Below are 15,845 nucleotides of genomic sequence, written 5' to 3'. Positions count from 1 at the left end.
GGCCGCCAGATGAAGATCGACCCCGCCGATCGCGCCCAACTGGCCGAGAAGCCGGTGAGCCTGCGCCGGATCGGCGCCCTCTTCGCCCCCTACCGCACCCAGATCGCCGTCGTCGTCGCGCTCATCGTCGCGTCCTCGGTGATCACGCTCGCCAACCCGTTCCTCGTGCGCGCCGTCATCGACCGCGCCATCCCGCAGCAGAACGTTTCGCTGTTGGTCTGGGCCGTGATCGCGATGCTCGCCGTCACCGTCGCAGGCTCGGTGCTCGGCGTCGTCCAGACCTGGATCTCCACCACCGTCGGCCAGCGCATCATGCACGGCCTGCGCACCGACGTCTTCACCCACCTGCAGCGCCAGTCCCTGGGCTTCTTCACCCGCACCCGCGGCGGGGAGATCCAGTCACGCCTCACCAACGACATCGGCGGCATGCAGACCGTCGTCACCTCCACCGCCACCTCCATCGCCTCGAACGTGACCACCGTCGTCGGCACCGCGGTCGCGATGGCGGTGCTCAGCTGGCGGCTGTCGCTGCTGTCGCTGATCGTGCTGCCGCCCGCGATCTGGCTCACCCGCCGCGTCGCCCGGATGCGCCGCGAGATCACCACGCGGCGCCAGCGCACCCTCGCCGACATGCAGACGCAGATCGAGGAGTCGCTGTCCATCAGCGGCGTCCAGCTCGGCAAGACCCTCGGCAACGGACCCGCCATGTCGCAGCGATTCGCCGACACCTCCGCGCACCTGTCCGACCTCGAGGTCCGCTCCCAGCTGTCCGGCCGCTGGCGGATGGCCACGATGAACATCATCTTCGCCGCCATCCCCGCGCTGCTGTACCTCGTCGCCGGACTGCCCGCGACCTCCGGTGGCATGTCGATCGGCACCCTGGTCGCGTTCACCGGCCTGCAGGGGGCGCTGTTCCGGCCGTTGATGAGCCTGCTCGACGTCGGCGTCTCGGTGACCAGCTCGCTGGCCCTTTTCAGCCGGATCTTCGAGTACCTGGACCTGCCCGTCGAGATCGACGATCCCGAGCGGCCCGTCCCGATGCCCCGCGACGCGGTGGCGGGCACCGTCCGCTTCGAGGATGTCGTCCTGCGCTACCCGGGCGCCGACCGCGACGCCGTCGACCACGTCTCGATCACCGCCGCGGCAGGCAGCTCGCTGGCGCTGGTCGGTGAGACCGGTTCCGGCAAGACGACTCTCGCGTCGATGGTGGCCCGGCTGCACGACCCGACGTCGGGCCGGGTGACCGTCGACGGCGTCGACCTGCGCGACATCACGCTCGCCGAACTGTCCGAACTGGTCGGCGTCGTCTCCCAGGAGACCTACCTGCTGCACGCCACCATCCGCGACAACCTGCGGCACGCCCGCCCGGACGCCACGGACGCGCAGATCGAGGACGCGGCCCGCGCCGCCCAGGTGCACGACCTGATCGTCTCCCTGCCCGACGGCTACGACACCATGGTCGGCGCCCGCGGTCACCGGTTCTCCGGTGGCGAGAAGCAGCGCCTGGCGATCGCCCGCACCCTGCTGCGGGACCCGAAGATCCTGGTCCTCGACGAGGCGACCAGTGCCCTGGACAACGAGACCGAGGCCGCCGTCCAGCGCGCCCTCGACACCGTCAGCCGGGGTCGCACCACGATCACCATCGCGCACCGGCTCTCCACGGTCCGGGGCGCCGACCAGATCGTCGTCCTCGACCACGGCCGGGTGGCCGAGAGCGGCAGTCACGACGACCTGGTCGCCCGCGGTGGTTCGTACGCGGCGCTACTCGCTCGCGGCGACACCCGCGCGGCGGCCGAAGAACGTGCCGTCGCCCAGCGAGGTGCCGCTGATGTAGCCCCACGAGTGCAGGCCCGACGTCGCGCGGCCGGCCGCGAAGAGTCCCGGGATCGGGTCGCCGTCGAGGTCTAGGACACGACCGTCGACGGTGGTGTGCAGGCCGCCGATCGTGAACACTTCGGCGCCGCCGCCCCCGGTGCCGCCGTCGCCGTACTCCGGGGGCGCCATGCCGCGGCGGACGTCGATCGCGGCGAACGGCGACTGCAGCGGGCGCAGCCAGCGCGAGGACTTGTGGAAGTAGGGGTCCTCGCCGTGCTCGGCGTACCGGTTGTACTCGCCGACGGTGGTCTGCAGCGCGCCTTCGGGCATCCCGATCTCGCGTTCGAGCTCCTCGAGGGTCTCGGCGACGAAATGCGGTTGCACGCCCCAGCGTTCGTCGACCGGGATCTCCTCGTACGCCTGCTCGTCGAGGATCACCCACACCTGCAGGTTGTGCTTGAACAGGGCCGCCTGCCCCACCAGGCCGGGGTAGACGTCCTCGTTGATGAACCGCTGACCGACGCTGTTGACGATCATGCCGCGCACCATCATTCCCGGCACCAGCGAGATGCCGACCTGACCGGCGGACATGTGCTTGACCGCCGCGCCGACGCCCTGCGCCATCACGATGCCGCGGCCGTCGTCGCCGCCGTCGGAGTTGACGCCCAGACCCACCAGCTGCGGGGCGTGCTGGGCGAGCATCTCCTTGTTGTCGGCGAATCCGCCGGTCGTGACGATCACGCCGCGGCGGGCACGGTAGGTGACGGTGTCGTTGAAGTGCCGGGCCACGACGCCGACCACGCGGCCGTCCTCGACGATCAGCCGCAGCGCGGTGGTGTCGGTGTGCACCGCGATGTCGGTCTTGGCGACGGCCTCGCCGAGCACCGCCATCAGCACCTTGCCGCCGAAGCCGTCGGACGTGACGCGGTGCCCGCGCGGTGCGGGCTCGGCGATCTCGTGGAACGGGTAGGCGTTCTCGCCCATCCACATCAGGCCGTCGTCGGTCGGCGGCACCCACGTCGGCGAATCCCACAGCGACGGCTTGAACGGCACACCGTTGTCGACGAGCCACTGGAAGTGGGCGACGCTCTCGCGGCTGTAGAGGCCCACCTTCTCCTGGTCGGCGTCCGGGCCGAGCGCGGCGAGCAGGAACTTCTCCATGTCCTCGGCGGTGTCGGTGAATCCGCACGCCTCCTGGATCGGGGTGCCGCCGCCGAGGTACATCTCGCCACCGGACAGCGCCGACGAACCGCCACCACCGCTCTGTCGTTCCAGCAGCACGACGTCGGCTCCCGCGGCGTTCGCCTCGAGCGCGGCGGAGGCGCCGGCGCAGCCGTAACCGATGATCAGGACGTCGGTCTCGTGGTCGTAGGTGTCGATCTCGGCAGCGTCGATCGGTGTGACAGGTACGCGTGCGCTCATCGGTTCTCCTGTGGTCGACACCGGACATCGGTGTGGTGCCGGTCACGCTAGGTCCGCCGGGTCGGGTCGGGAAGGCGGTTGCCCGTTGGACGGGACGGGTGCCCAATTCTCTTGGGTCGACGGAACTTCGGCTGTCGCGTCGATAACATCGACGAGCATGACCCCCTGCGTCTTCTGTGCCATCGTCGCCCGCACGGCCGAGGCCAGCATCGTCCACGAGGACGAGCACACCGTCGCGTTCATGGACATCCGGCCCTTCACCCCGGGGCACCTGCTGGTGGTCCCGAAGGCGCACGCGTCCGGGCTGGCCGAGCTGGACCCGGAGGACGGACGCCGGGTGTTCGCGGTCGGGCAGCGGATCGCCACGGCCCTGCGGGACGGCGGAACCCGGATCCCCGGCGAACCCGAGGACGGCCCGCGCGCCGACGGCGTCAACCTCTTCCTCGCCGACGGCGTCGCCGCGGGGCAGGAGGTGTTCCACGTGCACCTGCACGTCATCCCGCGCAACGGCGGTGACGGCTTCGGGCTGCGGGGTCGCCCGACGATGCCGCGCCGCGACGACCTCGACTATCTCGCCGGCACCATCCGGCGACGCCTCGCGGACGGTTGACGATCCGTACGTATGTAGCATGCACATTGCGTGTAGTGCGGAACCAGAGCGAGGCAACGTGACCGAATCGATTCCCGACCAGCGACTTCTCTACGTCAGCGACAACCTCTCCGACGAGGAGATCCAGCGCCAGGTCGACCTCTACGGTCCGCTGACCGACAGTGTCCGCGCCCTGATCGCGGCCACCGTGCAAACCGAGGTCGAGGATCCGGACGTCCGGCGCGCCCGCGAACTCGTCGAGGAGGCCACGGCGCTGCTGCGGCGCAAGGCGATCCCCGGCCCCTACGGTGTCCGCTGGGGCGCCTCGGGCTGGAAGCGGGGCTGGGGCAACGCCGCCGACGGCCTGCGGAACCCCGTCGCGCCGCCGCTCGAACTCCACTACGACGCGGACGGCCGCGTCTGGGCCGACTTCCGCCTCGGACCGCAGTACGAGGGCCCGGCCGGGCTCACCCACGGCGGCGTCAGCGCGCTGATCCTCGACCAGCTCCTCGGGGACACCGCGGTCGCCGCAGGCCGCCCCGGCATGACCGGGACACTCACGCTGCGTTACCGGCGCCCGACACCACTGGGCGACCTGCACGCCGAGGCCCGCTTCGATCGGATCGAAGGCGTCAAGGCGTTCGTGAGGGGACACATCGCCGACGCCGAGGGCGTCACCGTCGAGGCCGAGGGCATCTTCATCCTGCCGCGCTGGGCGCGCGAGGCGGTTGCGGATCAGACCGCGTCGACCGCAGGCTGAACCGCCGACGTCGGGGCGGCGGGTTGCGTAGTCTGCGCGAATGCACGGACCGCGAATGCACGGACCTCGAATGCACGGACGACGAGAAGCGTGCCGACGTCATGGGTGACGCTCGCCCCGAACTGCATCGCCGCTACCCGGAGCTCGCCGCGACGCTGCCGCACCTGCGGCTCGGATCGCGGCCGACCCCACTGACCCGACTCGACGGTCTCGGGGAGCGAAACCGCTTGTGGTGCAAGGACGACAGCGGGTTCGGTGACGGCGGCTGGGGCGGCAACAAGATCCGCAAGCTGGAATGGATCCTGCCCGACGTCGCGGCCCGGGGCTCGCGCCGGATCCTCACCGTCGGGGCGCTGGGCACCAACTGGGGGCTCGCGACGGCGCTTTACGCGCGCGAGCAGGGCGTCGACACCGCGCTGGCCCTCGTCGACCAGCCGGTGGACGAGCACGTTCGGGCACAGCTCGCGCGTCTGCACGCCTCCGGGGCAACGGTGCACCGGACCCACACCAAGGCCCGCACGATCGCGGCCGCCCCCTGGCTGTTCGCCCGGCACGGGCTCCCGTACTACCTGCCCGCCGGCGGCTCGACCCCGATCGGCACCCTCGGGTACGTCGAGGCCGCGCTCGAACTGGCCACGCAGGTCCACCGCGGCGAGATGCCCGAGCCCGCGGCCGTGGTCACCGCGGTCGGATCCGGCGGCACCGCGGCCGGGTTGCTGCTTGGCCTGCGGCTCGCCGGACTGCGCACCCGGGTGGTCGCGGTCGTGGTCAACGACACCCTGCCACTGGCGGAGCGCAACCTGATCGGGCTCGCGCGCCGCACCGAGCGGCTGCTGCGCCGTCGCGGCGCCCGGCTCGGTGCGGTCGATCTCGCGCCCGGATCGTTGGTCGTCACCCGGCGCTGGCTCGGGCCGGGATACGGGCACCCGACGGTCGAGGGTGCCGCCGCCGGGCGGGTCGCGGCCGCGGCCGGCCTCACGCTCGATCCGGTGTACACCGCCAAGGCCTTCGCCGCGTCGATCGCCCTCGACCGGCACCCGATGTTCGGGGACGCGCCGATCGTGTTCGTCGACACGTACGGACCGCGCTGAGCGCCGTCGCTCAGCCCTGCGGGTCCGGCAGCCCCGTCGCGGCGCGACCCGTGCGCGGGTCCCGCGGCCGGTCGGCGTGGCCGAGATCCCGGTCCGGGGCGACGACGTCGCGGACCCGCTGCTTGAGGACCTTGGCCTCCGGGAACCCGCCGTCGCGGGACCGGTCCCACACGACGGCGCCGTCGACCTCGACCAGGAAGACGCCGCCTGTGGCGGGGACCAGGGCCACCTCGCCGAGGTCGGTGCCGAACGTGCTCAGCAGTTCCTGCGCCATCCACGCCGCCCGCAGCAGCCACTGGCACTGCGTGCAGTACGTGATGCGCACCCTCGCCCGAGGCGCCTCCGGGGATCCCATGACCCTCAGCCTGCCAAATCGGGGGAGCGCACACGACTCGGCATGAACGCCGCCGCCACCAGAATCACCACCGCGGTCGCGGTCACGGCCAGGAACACCAGGTGCAGTGCGCCCGACAACTGTTCCGGTGCCGGGGTGTCGGTTCCGTCCAGCCGGGCGTTGACGATCGCGCCGAACGCCGCCACCCCGACCGCGCTGCCGATCGACCGGGCGAACATGTTCGTCGAGGTGACGACACCACGCTGCGACCAGTCCACGCTGGATTGCGCGGCGATCAGCGTCGGGCTCGACACCAGTCCCATGCCCGCGCCGATCACGAAGCAGATCACCGCCACCTCCCACACCCGCGACCCGGCGTCCAGGCCGGTCGTCAGCGCCATGCCCGCGACTGCCGCGGCCGCGCCGATCAGCGCGGTGACGCGGAAACCGACGCGCAGATACAGCCGGCCTGCGAGTGAGGCGGAGATCGGCCAGCCGATCGTCAGGGTGGCGAGCGCGAATCCGGCGACCAGCGCGCCGGTACCGAGCACACCCTGCACGAACGTCGGCACGTACGACGTCAGGCCCATGATGATCGCGCCGACCGCGGCCGAGATCGTGCTGCTGACCACCAGCACCCGGCGGGTGAGCACCCACGGCGGCAGGATCGGGTCCGCGGCGCGCCGCTCGACCACCGCGAACGCCACCAGCAGCGCCGCGCCGCTCCCGAACACCGCGATCGACGCCGGCGCCCCCCACGCCCACGCCTGCCCGCCCTCGAGCAGGCCGAGGATCACCAGGGCCGCGCCGCCGGTCAGCAGCACCGCGCCGAGATAGTCGATCCGGGGCCGGTCGCGGCGCGGCTGCTCGGAGAAGTGCCGCAGCAGCGCCCACGCGGCGACCGCGCACAGCGGCACGTTGACCAGGAAGATCCACCGCCACGACAGGTACTCGGAGAACACCCCGCCGAGCGTCGGCCCGACCACCGCGGAGATGCCCCACACACTGGCGAGGTAGCCCTGGGCCTTCGCGCGTTCGGCGAGGGTGTAGATGTCGCCGGCGATGGTCAGGCTCATCGGCTGCACCGCGCCGGCGCCGAGACCCTGGATCGCCCGAAACGCGATCAGCGCCGGCATCGACCACGCCAGGCCGCACAGCACCGAACCCAGGCAGAACGCCGCGATGCCGAACAGCATCACCGGCTTGCGGCCGAACAGGTCGGCGAGCTTGCCGTAGATCGGCACCGAGACCGCCTGCGCGAGCAGATAGATCGAGAACAGCCACGGGAACTGGCCGAAGCCACCGAGGTCGCGGACGATGGTCAGCACCGCGGTCGCGATGACCGTTGAGTCCAGCGCGACCAGCGCGGTGGTCAGCATCAGCGACGCCAGGACGGGACCGCGTTCCGAACGCAGCCCGATGTCGCGTCTGTCGATCTCGATTGCCATCTGATCGAGTATCGGGCAGACCCGATAGGGTTGGCCCGTGCGCCCCTCACTCTCCGACTACACCCACCTGGCCGGCGGCAAGGTCCGCGACCTCTACACCATCGACGACGAGCACCTGCTGCTCGTCGCCAGCGACCGGATCTCCGCCTACGACCACATCCTGAGCACCCCGATCCCCGACAAGGGCCGGGTGCTCACCGCGATGAGCGTCTTCTTCTTCAACCGGCTGACCGCGCACAACCACCTCGCCGGGCCGCCGGACGACGAGCGCATCCCCGAGGAGGTGCTCGGCCGCGCCCTGGTGGTCAAGAAGCTGAACATGGTGCCCGTCGAGTGCGTCGCCCGCGGCTACCTGACCGGGTCGGGGCTGGCGGACTACCAGCGCACCGGCGCGGTGTGCGGCGTGCAGCTGCCCGAGGGCCTCGTCGAGGCGTCGCAGCTGCCCGAGCCGATCTTCACCCCCGCGACCAAGGCCGCGCTCGGTGACCACGACGAGAACGTCGACTTCCCCACCATCGTCGATCAGCTCGGTCAGAACCTCGCGTTCAAGCTGCGCGAGGACACCCTCGACATCTACTCCCGCGCCGCCATCTTCGCTGGTGAGCGGGGAATCATCCTGGCGGACACCAAGTTCGAGTTCGGCATCGACGCCGACGGCAACCTGGTGCTCGCCGACGAGGTGCTCACCCCCGACTCCTCGCGGTACTGGCCCGCGGAGGGCTACGAGGCGGGCAAGGTGCAGCCCAGCTTCGACAAGCAGTTCGTCCGGGACTGGCTCACCGGGCCGGACTCCGGCTGGGACCGCGCCTCCGACACGCCCCCGCCGCCGCTGCCGCAGGACATCATCGACGCCACCCGCGCCCGCTACATCGAGGCATACGAGCGGATCTCCGGACTGTCCTTCGCCGACTGGCTCTAAAGGACACGTCTCCCAATCCCCGTTTCGGCGCCCCTGGCGCCCAATCGCCGCCCTGCTGCGTTGTCGTCGGCGCCGATACAAACCCGGTATCGGCTTCTCCTCCGCCTTACAGGACGACGATTGTTTCGCCAGGTGCATCCGAGAGGGATTGGGAGACGCGTCCCGGCCGCACTCGGGGCGCGCCCGGGCCGCGTCCGGGGCAGGCCCGCCGCGGCCGGGGGACAGCGCATAGGGTGGGCGGCATGAGTTCGCCCGTCGCTGCGCCTCCGGTCGCGAAGAAGGTTCCCCAGCCGCGCACCCACCACGGCGACACGTTCGTCGACAACTACGAGTGGCTGCGGGACAAGAGCGACCCCGAGGTCGTCGCATATCTCGAGGCCGAGAACGCCCACACCGAGGCGCAGACCGAGCACCTCGCGCCGCTGCGGGAGTCGATCTTCGGGGAGATAAAGTCCCGCACCCAGGAGACCGACCTGTCGGTGCCGTCCCGGATGGGGCAGTGGTGGTACTACTCGCGTTCGTTCGAGGGCAAGCAGTACGGGGTGCACTGCCGCTGCCCGATCGCCGGGCCCGACGACTGGACGCCGCCGGTCCTCGCCGCGGACACCGACATCGAGGGCGAGCAGGTGCTGCTCGACGGCAACGAGCTCGCCGAGGGGCACGACTTCTTCGCGCTCGGCGCGATGTCGGTGACCCTGGACGGCACCCTGCTCGCGTACTCCGTCGACACCGCAGGCGACGAGCGCTACCTGCTGCGGTTCAAGAACCTCGACACCGGCGAGCTGCTCGCCGACGAGATCCCCGGCACCGCACCCGGCGCGACCTGGTCGATGGACAACCGGCACGTCTTCTACCTGACCGTGGACGACGCGTGGCGGCCGGACACCGTCTGGCGGCACGAGCTGGGCACGCCGCAGTCCGCGGACGTGCGCGTCTTCCACGAGCCCGACGAGCGGTACTGGGTCGGCTTCGGATCCACCCGGAGCGAGAAGTACCTGACCGTGTGGCTCGGCTCGAAGATCACCTCCGAGATCTGGTACCTCGAATCCGCGAACCCCGAGGGCGAATTCACCGTCGTCCTGCCCCGCGAGGAGGGCGTCGAGTACGCCGTCGAGCACGCCGTGGTCGGCGGTCAGGACCGGTTCCTGATCCTGCACAACGGGATCGTGGACGGGGTCAAGGCGGAGAACTTCACCCTTGTCGACGCCCCGGTCGCCGATCCGACCGAGCAGCGAACCCTGATCGCCCACCGCGCCGACGTCCGCCTCGAGGACGTCGACGCGTTCGCCGGTCACCTGGTGGTCAGCTATCGGCGGGAGGCGCTGACCCGGCTCGCGGTGTGGCCGCTCACCGACTCCGGGTACGGCGATCTGCGTGAGCTCGAGTTCGGCGAGGAGCTGTACTCGGTCGGCGCCGGTTCCAACCCGGAGTGGGAAAGCCCGCTGCTGCGAATGGGATACACGTCCTTCATCACGCCGAGCCGGGTCTACGACTACGAGATCGCGACCGGGACGCTGCTGCTGCGGAAGGAGCAGCCGGTGCTGGGCGGGTACGACCCCGCCGACTACGAGCAGCACCGTGACTGGGCCACCGCGGAGGACGGCACCCGGGTCCCGATCTCGCTGGTGCGGCGCCGCGGCGGCGATGACCCCGCGCCGCTGCTGCTGTACGGGTACGGCTCCTACGAGGCCAGCACCGACCCCGGGTTCTCGGTGGCCCGGCTGTCGCTGCTCGACCGCGGCGTGGTGTTCGCGGTCGCGCACGTGCGCGGCGGCGGCGAGATGGGCCGGCACTGGTACGACAACGGCAAGATGCTGTCGAAGAAGAACACCTTCACCGACTTCGTCGCCTGCGCACGGCATCTCGTCGACACCGGGCGCACCACGCCGCGGCAGATGGTGGCCGACGGCGGCAGCGCGGGCGGGTTGCTGGTGGGCGCGGTGGCGAACCTGGCGCCCGAGCTGTTCGCCGGGATCCTGGCGAACGTGCCGTTCGTGGACCCGCTCACCTCGATCCTCGATCCGTCCCTGCCGCTGACCGTCATCGAATGGGACGAGTGGGGAAACCCCCTCGCGGACAAGGACGTCTACGACTACATGCGCTCGTACAGCCCGTACGAGAACGTCGGCGCCCACGACTACCCGGCGATCCTCGCGATCACCAGCATCAACGACACGCGGGTGCTGTACGTGGAGCCGGCCAAGTGGGTGGCGCAGCTGCGCGCCACCAAGACCGGCGACTCGCCGCTCCTGCTCAAGACGGAGATGAGCGCCGGCCACGGCGGCGTCAGCGGCCGGTACGAGAAGTGGCGGGAGGTCGCGTTCGAGTACGCCTGGGTGCTGGACACCGTCGGCGCGAGCTGACCGCCGGGCCGACCGGGTCCGTCGACGTCCCCCGGCCACCCCGTCGGGGGACAATGGGGACGTGGCCGCAGGCGCGGGTCGCGCGCACGCGATCGACTGGACCCGGCCGCCCGACCCCACGGACGTGCGGGTGTGGGACCGGCTGACCGGCAACTTCTGGTTGCCCGAACGGGTGGCGCTGTCGAACGACGTGCCCTCGTGGCGGGCCCTCACCGAGACCGAACGCCGGCTGACCATCCGGGTCTTCACCGGCCTGACGCTGCTGGACACCGCACAGGCCACCGTCGGCGCGGTCGCGATGATCGCCGATGCAGGCACCGCACAGGAGGCGGCGGTGCTGACCAACATGGCGTTCATGGAGTCGGTACACGCCAAGAGCTACAGCGCGGTCTTCTCCACGCTGTGTTCGAGCAGGGAGATCGACGAGGCGTTCGACTGGTCCGAACGCAACCTCCACCTGCAGCGCAAGGCGGGCATCGTGCTGGACCACTACCGCGGCGACGACCCGCTGGCCAGGAAGGCCGCCTCCGTCCTGCTGGAGTCGTTCCTGTTCTATTCGGGCTTCTACCTGCCGCTGCGTTTCGTCTCCCGCGGCGTGCTCACCAACACCGGCGATCTGATTCGGCTGATCATGCGGGACGAGGCCGTGCACGGGTTCTACATCGGTCACACCTGCCGGCGGGCGCTGGACCGGGCCGACGGCCGCGTGCGCGCCCGGCACCGCACTTACACCCATGAGCTGCTGCAGGCGCTGTACGACAACGAGGTCGGGTACGCACACGACCTGTACGACGGCGTCGGCTGGACCGGCGAGGTGCTCCCGTTCATGCGCTTCAACGCGAACCGGGCCCTGGCCAACCTCGGTTACGGCCCCCGGTTCGCGGCGGCCGAGTGTGTCGTCCGCCCGGAGATCCTGGCGGCTCTCGACCCGGGGGCCGGGGAGACTCACGACTTCTTCTCCGGTGCGGGCAGTGCGTACGCCCTGCCCACCCCCGAGCCCACGGAGGACTCCGACTGGGAGCGGTGATTCGTCCGGGCCTGCTCGGTCGCGCCGTACGAAGCCCGGGCAACGTCGTCGCGGTGAAGTTCGGCAACGCCGCCACCCATCGCACCGCACTGGCCTCCCTCGACTCCATCGACGCGGGCCTGGCGGCACTGCCCGCCGCCCGGGCTGAGCGCACGTACGGTGGTCGCCATGACGAATCTCCTCGACATCGACATCGACACCCTTGCCGGCGAGGCGACCTCGCTGCGCGCCCTCGGCGGCAAGGCGATCCTGCTGGTCAACGTGGCCTCCAAGTGCGGTCTCACCCCGCAGTACACCGCCCTCGAGCAGCTGGCGAAGGACTACGCCGACCGCGGTCTGACCGTCGTGGGGGTGCCGTGCAACCAGTTCATGGGCCAGGAGCCGGGCACCGCCGAGGAGATCCAGGAGTTCTGCTCGACCACCTACGGCGTCACCTTCCCGCTGCTGGAGAAGATCGACGTCAACGGCGACGACCGGCACCCGCTGTACACGCAGTTGACTCAGGCCGTCGACGCCGAGGGCGCTGCCGGTGACATCCAGTGGAACTTCGAGAAGTTCCTGATCACCGCCGACGGCACTGTTGCGAACCGCTTCCGCCCGCGCACCGAGCCGGACGCCCCCGAGGTCGTGTCGGCCATCGACGCCCTGCTGTAGGCGGCTCCGCCGCTCGTGCGCGGTTCACGGGTCCAGGGACCCACAAACCGCTCACGAGCGCGTCAGCGCCTGTTCATCTTCGGCTGCCAGGCTGACCGCATGGCCGCAACGCTGATCGTGTCGGTGTCGGGGATCAGGGACGAGACCCGGGAACTCGCAGCCGGGTTCGCGGACGAGATGGATGCGAGGGGTGTACCGCTGTCGCTGCTGGTTGCCCCGCGGCTCAAGGACAAGTACCGACTCGTACGGGACGAACCGACTCAGGACTGGTTGCGTACCCGCCGGGACGGCGGCGACGCGATCGTGCTGCACGGCTACGACCAGGCCGCCACCAAGAAGCGCCGCGCCGAGTTCGCGGCCCTGCCGCAGCACGAGGCGACGCTGCGCCTGCTCGCCGCCGACCGGGTGATGGAGGAGACGGGACTGCGGACCCGGGCGTTCGCGGCGCCCCGCTGGCAGGCGTCGCAGGGCGCGGTGACGGCGTTGCCGCACACCGGATTCCGGCTGCTCGCCGGGCTCACCGGCATTCACGACCTCGACCGCGGCACCGTCGTGAAGGCGCGGGTGTTCGGCATCGGCGACGGATTCCGCGCCGAACCGTGGCGGTGCCGCGCGCTGCTGCTCGGAGCCGGTCGGACCGCCCGTCGCGGTGGCGTCGTCCGGCTCGCGATCTCCGCCAAGCAGCTCGCGCAACCCGGTCCGCGGCAGGCCGTGCTCGACGCGGTCGACCTCGCCCTGCACCACGAGGCCCGCGCCGACACCTACCGCTGGCGGTCGCGCCGGGACGACCTCGAGGTGGCGTAACCGGGCCTACCCGGCGAGCGAGTCGAGATGCTCGGTGACCATCCGCAGCGCGCTCTCCGGGCTGTCCGTCTCGCCGAGCACGGCGTGCATCGCCGCGCCGTCGATCAACGCGTGCAGATGCATCGCCTCGGCGTCGATGTCCCGCGACGCGGCGACCAGACCGTGCCGTGCCAGGTCGGCGAGGATCTTCCCGCATCCGAGCCGCATGTCCCGCTGCGCGTCCAGCGCGATCGCCCCGAGCTCGGGATGTGCCGGCGCCTCGGCCACCAGGGCGAGGTTGACCTCCATCTCACAGCGCCGGACGTCGTCGAGGGGGAGCAGCTCGGACAGCATCGCCAGCGCGCGGGCCCGCGGCTCCGCGACGGTCACGTGCGTGAGGATCCGGTACCGCGCCCGGACGTGGACCAGTCGCATCGAGTAGGCGAGCAGGTCGGCCTTGCTCGCGAACGTGTGCCGCAGCGATCCGGTCGACAGGTCGGCCTCCGCGGCGACGTCGCGCACCGAGACCGCGGTGATGCCGTGGCGCAGGATCAGGCGCCACACCGCCTCGGCGATCTCCTGCTTTCGTTGGTCGTGGTCGATCAGTTTCGGCACCGCACCATTTTAGGTACGTCCGCGGTCGGCCTCGATCGCCGAGGTGTGACGGTGCCGACACTCCGGACGTGCCGCGACCTGCCTCGCTCGACGGCGACAGTCGCGCACGCTCGACGGCGTCACGAGCGGTCCGGCTCGATCAGGACGGACAACGAGTCCAGGACGCGGTCGAGCCCGAAACTCCAGGCGGCGTCCGGACTGTACGACGTGTTCATCGCCGCGCCGGCGGCGGCGCCGACCCGTCGCGCGAGGCCGAAGTCCGCGCCGAGGTAGGTGCCCAGCCGTTCGTTCCAGTTCGACCACGCCTCGGCGATGTCGGCGGCCCGCGGGTCGGGCCGGCGAGCACGTGCCGCGGACCGGACGAAGTCCGTGACGAACGTCAGTGCGGCGTCGCGGGTGACGTCGTCCAAGGGCGTCGGGTCGAATGCCTGCAGGTCGTGGTCGTAGTGCGCGATCGTGCCGGGGCCGAACGACGTGCGCTGGTCGGTGACGTCGATCAGCCACCTGTGCGCGGCGTGCAGCGCCAGCTCCTCCTCGGCGACCTGGCGTACCCGGTCGCGCCAGGCGTCGCTCCGGTACGGCGCCCGCGGCCGACGCGCGCGGACGGCGTCGGCCATGAGCACGAGCAGATCGTCGCGGGACCCGACATGCGTGTAGAGCGCCATCGTGGAGATCCCGAGGTCGGCCGCGATCCGTCGGACGGTCAGGGCGTCCAGACCCTCGGCGTCGGCGACGGCGAGCGCGGCGTCGACGGTCTGTGCCGTGGTGACCTTCGACCGCGGCCCCCGGGTGCCGCCCTTGGGTGCGGCGGGGTGGTCTCGCCACAGCAGGTCGATCAGGTCCAGCGCCATCGGGCACCTCCGGTGGGAACAATCCGAAGTGGGAAATACGTTGTACGTTGCATAAGGTTTTCTCGTCCAGTGGAGGTCACATGAAGATCGCAGGCACCGCGCTTTCCCTGAATGTCGCGGACCCCGCCGCATCCGCGGAGTTCGCCAAGACCCACTTCGGCTTCACCGAGGCCATGGCCGACGACGGCTTCGTCTCCCTCGCGCACCCGGCCGCAGGCGTCAACGTGATCTTCCTGCGCACCGGTCTGGGCACGTTCAAGCCGGCATCGATCGCGGGATCGGCAGGTCAGGGCCTGCTGATCGTGTTCGTCGTCGACGACATCGACGCCGAGTTCGCCCGCATCGCCGCAGCAGGTGCCACCGTCGTCACCGAACCCGAGACCGAGCCCTGGGGTGAGCGCTACTGCCAGTTCTCGGACCCCAACGGCATCGTCTGGCAACTGGTGCAGTGGCTGTGAGCGGAACCCCTGTGCGCGGTCCGGCTCAGGACACCTCGGTGCCCGACTCCTCGTTCAGCACCCGGAACTCGGTGCCGTCCGGGGCCATGTCCGTGTAGCGGCCGTAGAAGATGCCGGTCGCCTGGTTCGCGAGGATCGCCTGGTGGATCGGCACCGCCACCCGCGGCGCCACCGCGCGCAGGTAGTCGATCGCCTCCGAGATCTTCAGCCACGGCGCGGCCGCGGGCAGCGCGAGCACGTCGACCTTCTCGTGCGGGATGTACAGCGAGTCGCCCGGGTGCAGCAGCCGGGCCGGGTTCTCGTCGTCGCCGACGAGGAACGCGGTGTTGTCGATGACCGCGAGGTCGGGATGGATCACCGCGTGCCTGCCGCCGGTGCCGCGCACGTGCACCCGACCGACGTCGAACGCGTCGCCGGGCCGCACCGCGGTCCAGTCGCCGCCGAGCTGCGCGGCCGTCTGGGGGTCCGCGTACAGCGCCGCGTCCGGGTTGGCCTCGACCAGCGCCGGCAGCCGCGCCGGGTCGGCGTGGTCGGGATGCTGGTGGGTGATCGCGATCGCGTCCAGGCCGGTGATGCCCTCGAAGCCGTGCGAGAAGTTGCCGGGGTCGAAGAGGATCTTCGAACCGAGGTGCTCGACGAGCAGGCAGGAATGGCCGAAGTGGGTGAGCTGCATGCCCTCGAGTATGCGCTGGTTCACACCGGGCCAGCGGTTCCGG

The 15,845-nt window shown here is 70.9% G+C and carries 15 protein-coding genes and 1 pseudogene; 10 read left to right on the top strand and 6 right to left on the bottom strand.

The genetic code is table 11. The annotated features are described in order from the left end of the window. The first annotated feature begins 9 nt into the window (after nt 1–9). Nucleotides 10–1,908: an ABC transporter ATP-binding protein gene (locus ACWDUM_RS04880; protein WP_450133330.1), complete on the top strand. Its 1,899-nt coding sequence runs from the start codon at nt 10–12 to the stop codon at nt 1,906–1,908. Here ACWDUM_RS04880 and ACWDUM_RS04875 read toward each other — a convergent pair. Then, nucleotides 1,828–3,237: pseudogene (locus tag ACWDUM_RS04875) on the bottom strand (FAD-dependent oxidoreductase); the annotation flags it as partial. The gene ACWDUM_RS04880 and the pseudogene ACWDUM_RS04875 overlap by 81 nt on opposite strands. Nucleotides 3,238–3,394: 157 nt before the next feature. Between ACWDUM_RS04875 and ACWDUM_RS04870 the strand changes: the two are divergent. The 3 genes from ACWDUM_RS04870 (at nt 3,395) to ACWDUM_RS04860 (ending at nt 5,677) form a co-directional block, all read left to right on the top strand. Next, nucleotides 3,395–3,847 (top strand): HIT family protein, encoded by a 453-nt coding sequence (locus tag ACWDUM_RS04870; RefSeq protein WP_450133087.1) that lies wholly within the window; start codon nt 3,395–3,397, stop codon nt 3,845–3,847. Between the two features lie 58 nt (nt 3,848–3,905). After that, nucleotides 3,906–4,586 carry a PaaI family thioesterase gene (locus ACWDUM_RS04865; protein ID WP_450133086.1) on the top strand — a complete coding sequence of 227 codons (681 nt, stop codon included), beginning with the start codon at nt 3,906–3,908 and terminating at the stop codon, nt 4,584–4,586. 101 nt (nt 4,587–4,687) lie between these two features. After that, entirely contained in the window at nt 4,688–5,677 is a 990-nt protein-coding gene (locus ACWDUM_RS04860) for a pyridoxal-phosphate dependent enzyme (RefSeq protein WP_450133085.1), read from the top strand. Nucleotides 5,678–5,687: 10 nt separating this feature from the next. On the opposite strand, the gene ACWDUM_RS04855 is transcribed toward ACWDUM_RS04860, so the two are convergent. Further along, nucleotides 5,688–6,032: a SelT/SelW/SelH family protein gene (locus ACWDUM_RS04855; RefSeq protein WP_450133084.1), complete on the bottom strand. Its 345-nt coding sequence runs from the start codon at nt 6,030–6,032 to the stop codon at nt 5,688–5,690. Between the two features lie 5 nt (nt 6,033–6,037). Then, nucleotides 6,038–7,459: an MDR family MFS transporter gene (locus tag ACWDUM_RS04850; protein WP_450133083.1), complete on the bottom strand. Its 1,422-nt coding sequence runs from the start codon at nt 7,457–7,459 to the stop codon at nt 6,038–6,040. 37 nt (nt 7,460–7,496) lie between these two features. Here ACWDUM_RS04850 and ACWDUM_RS04845 point away from each other — a divergent pair, with 37 nt between their 5' ends. From ACWDUM_RS04845 to ACWDUM_RS04825, 5 genes are all read left to right on the top strand, one after another. Next, a complete protein-coding gene (locus ACWDUM_RS04845; RefSeq protein ID WP_450133082.1) occupies nt 7,497–8,378 on the top strand; it encodes a phosphoribosylaminoimidazolesuccinocarboxamide synthase in 882 nt (293 codons plus the stop codon). A 242-nt stretch (nt 8,379–8,620) separates the two neighbouring features. Continuing rightward, nucleotides 8,621–10,741: a S9 family peptidase gene (locus tag ACWDUM_RS04840; RefSeq protein WP_450133081.1), complete on the top strand. Its 2,121-nt coding sequence runs from the start codon at nt 8,621–8,623 to the stop codon at nt 10,739–10,741. Between the two features lie 61 nt (nt 10,742–10,802). After that, nucleotides 10,803–11,768 (top strand): class 1b ribonucleoside-diphosphate reductase subunit beta, encoded by a 966-nt coding sequence (gene nrdF, locus ACWDUM_RS04835; RefSeq protein WP_450133080.1) that lies wholly within the window; start codon nt 10,803–10,805, stop codon nt 11,766–11,768. A gap of 168 nt (nt 11,769–11,936) precedes the next feature. After that, entirely contained in the window at nt 11,937–12,422 is a 486-nt protein-coding gene (locus ACWDUM_RS04830) for a glutathione peroxidase (RefSeq protein ID WP_450115379.1), read from the top strand. A 99-nt stretch (nt 12,423–12,521) separates the two neighbouring features. Continuing rightward, nucleotides 12,522–13,226, top strand: coding sequence for a DUF2334 domain-containing protein (locus ACWDUM_RS04825; protein ID WP_450133079.1), 705 nt, complete (start codon nt 12,522–12,524; stop codon nt 13,224–13,226). Between the two features lie 6 nt (nt 13,227–13,232). On the opposite strand, the gene ACWDUM_RS04820 is transcribed toward ACWDUM_RS04825, so the two are convergent. Then, nucleotides 13,233–13,820 (bottom strand): TetR/AcrR family transcriptional regulator, encoded by a 588-nt coding sequence (locus ACWDUM_RS04820; RefSeq protein WP_450115377.1) that lies wholly within the window; start codon nt 13,818–13,820, stop codon nt 13,233–13,235. A 119-nt stretch (nt 13,821–13,939) separates the two neighbouring features. Beyond that, nucleotides 13,940–14,671: a TetR/AcrR family transcriptional regulator gene (locus ACWDUM_RS04815; protein ID WP_450133078.1), complete on the bottom strand. Its 732-nt coding sequence runs from the start codon at nt 14,669–14,671 to the stop codon at nt 13,940–13,942. Between the two features lie 80 nt (nt 14,672–14,751). Here ACWDUM_RS04815 and ACWDUM_RS04810 point away from each other — a divergent pair, with 80 nt between their 5' ends. After that, nucleotides 14,752–15,129 carry a VOC family protein gene (locus ACWDUM_RS04810; RefSeq protein ID WP_450133077.1) on the top strand — a complete coding sequence of 126 codons (378 nt, stop codon included), beginning with the start codon at nt 14,752–14,754 and terminating at the stop codon, nt 15,127–15,129. Nucleotides 15,130–15,154: 25 nt separating this feature from the next. On the opposite strand, the gene ACWDUM_RS04805 is transcribed toward ACWDUM_RS04810, so the two are convergent. Then, a complete protein-coding gene (locus tag ACWDUM_RS04805; protein WP_450133076.1) occupies nt 15,155–15,802 on the bottom strand; it encodes an MBL fold metallo-hydrolase in 648 nt (215 codons plus the stop codon). Nucleotides 15,803–15,845 lie beyond the last annotated feature (43 nt).

This window comes from Rhodococcus sp. NPDC003322 (genome assembly GCF_053589555.1).
The sequence above is the reverse complement of the archived record's forward strand: the minus strand, read 5'-3'. Positions and strand labels throughout refer to the sequence as shown.